The organism is Neisseria sp. P0022.S010 (genome assembly GCF_051956635.1).
Map to the genome: position 1 here is coordinate 1 of NZ_JBQCXF010000466.1, position 2,317 is coordinate 2,317.

1 protein-coding gene and 1 pseudogene are annotated in these 2,317 nt (G+C 55.2%); both read left to right on the forward strand.

What is annotated here, in order from left to right:
• Nucleotides 1-119: 119 nt before the first annotated feature.
• Nucleotides 120-956, forward strand: a complete 837-nt coding sequence (panC, locus tag ACTHUT_RS18210) for a pantoate--beta-alanine ligase (protein ID WP_154953939.1) — start codon at nucleotides 120-122, stop codon at nucleotides 954-956.
• Nucleotides 957-1,044: 88 nt separating this feature from the next.
• A pseudogene (locus ACTHUT_RS18215) lies at nucleotides 1,045-2,317 on the forward strand (DNA mismatch repair protein MutS); the annotation flags it as partial.

Sequence of the window (2,317 nt, forward strand, 5' to 3'; positions counted from 1 at the left end):
AATAAAAACCAGGCCGTCTGAAACTTATTTCAGACGGCCTTTTTGATGAATAAAAGCGTATAATCGGCGCGTGATTTCCGTTGATGAAACGGCGGAAAAGATAAAGGATTTTTCAAACCATGCAAATCATTCATACGATTAAAGAATTGCGCGAGTGGCGTAAAACTGCCGGAAAAGTGGCATTTGTACCGACCATGGGCAATCTGCACGAAGGCCATCTTGCGCTGGTGCGCGAAGCAAAAAAACGTGCCGATAATGTTGTGGTCAGTATTTTTGTCAACCGCCTGCAATTCGGACAAGGCGAAGATTTCGACAAATATCCGCGCACTTTGCAACAAGATGCCGACAAATTGGCAGGCGAGGGTGTTGCCGTCGTGTTCGCGCCTGATGAAAAAGAGCTGTATCCGAATGTGGAACAGCGTTTCAATGTCGAGCCTCCGCACTTGCAAAACGAATTGTGCGGCAAATTCCGTCCGGGCCATTTCCGCGGCGTGGCGACTGTTGTGACCAAGTTGTTCAACATTGTTCAACCTGATACCGCCTGCTTCGGCAAAAAAGACTATCAGCAGCTGGCGATTATCAAAGGCTTTGTTGAAGATTTGAACTTCAATATCGACATTGTTCCTGTCGACACCGGCCGCGCTTCAGACGGCCTGGCACTTTCCAGCCGCAACCAATATTTGAGCGAAGCAGAACGCGCAGAAGCGCCGCGCCTCTATCGAGAGTTGCAAAATATTGCCGCTGCCCTGAAAAACGGCAATCTGGATTACGCCCAGCTTGAAGCCGAATGTATCCGCCATTTGACCGATGCCGGCTGGGTGGTTGATTACGTTGAAATCCGCCATGCACACAGCTTGGCAGTGGCTCATGTTGGCGATAAAGAATTGGTGGTGCTTGCCGCCGCCCGTCTGGGTACAACGCGACTGATTGATAATTTGGAAGTGGCTTTGGCTTAAACCCAAGCTGCTGTTAAAGGCCGTCTGAAACCTGTTTTTCAGACGGCCTTTTGTTACAATAACGCTTTTGCGTTTCTAAGGTTTTTCCATGTCTAAACCCACCGTCTCCCCGATGATGCAGCAGTATCTCGCCATCAAATCGCAACACGCCGACAAGCTGGTGTTTTACCGCATGGGCGATTTTTACGAGCTGTTTTTGGATGACGCGGTGGAAGCGGCGAAGCTGTTGGACATCACTCTGACCACGCGCGGGCAGATGGACGGCGTACCGATTAAGATGGCGGGCGTGCCGTTTCACGCGGCGGAGCAGTATCTGGCGCGGCTGGTGAAGATGGGAAAAAGCGTGGCGGTGTGCGAGCAGGTGGGCGAAGTCGGCGCGGGCAAAGGGCCGGTAGAGCGTAAAGTCGTGCGCATTGTGACGCCCGGCACGCTGACCGACGCGGCGTTTTTGGAAGACAAGGAAACCAACCGCATCGCGGCGGTGAACGCGGATAAAAAACACATCGCCATCGCGTGGGCATCTTTACAAAGCGGCGAATTCAAAACCAAGCTGACGACGGCGGACAAACTCGCCGACGAGCTGGCGCGTTTGCAGGCGGCGGAAATCCTGTTGCCCGAAGGCAAAAGCCTGCCTGACGGTTTTCAGGCAATCTCAGCCAACATCACGCGCCTGAACTCATGGCAGTTTGCCGCCGATGCGGGCGCGAAATTGTTGACCGAATACTTCGGCTGCCAAGACTTGCATGGCTTCGGTTTGGACGGCAAGGAACACGAAGCCGCCGTTGGCGCGGCGGGCGCGCTGCTGAACTACATCCGCCTGACGCAAAACCTGATGCCGCAACACTTAGACGGCATTTCGCTCGAAACCGACAGCCAATATATTGGCATGGATGCTGCCACGCGCCGCAATCTCGAAATCACGCAAACCCTCTCCGGCAAAAAATCGCCGACTCTGTTTTCCATACTCGACGGCTGCGCCACCCACATGGGCAGCCGCCTCTTGGCATTCTGGCTGCACCACCCTTTACGCAGCCGCGCCCACATCCGCGCCCGCCAAGAAGCCGTTGCCGCGCTGGGTTCGCAATACGAAAACCTGCAAGGCTGTCTGAAAAACATTGCAGACATCGAACGCATCGCCGCCCGCATCGCCGTCGGCAACGCCCGCCCGCGCGACCTCGCCGCCCTCCGCGACAGCCTGTTTGCCCTGTCCGAAATCGAACTGTCCGCCGAGGGTAGCAGTCTCTTAGAAACCCTCAAAGCCGTTTTCCCCGAAACCCTGCCCGTCGCCGAAACCCTCAAAGCCGCCGTGATGCCCGAACCCGCCGTCTGGCTCAAAGACGGCGGCGTCATCAACCAAGGCT

Bases quoted from the DNA above. Each gene is read 5' to 3' on its own strand.
- panC (WP_154953939.1), top strand. From the start codon at position 120: ATGCAAATCATTCATACGATTAAAGAATTGCGCGAGTGGCGTAAAACT.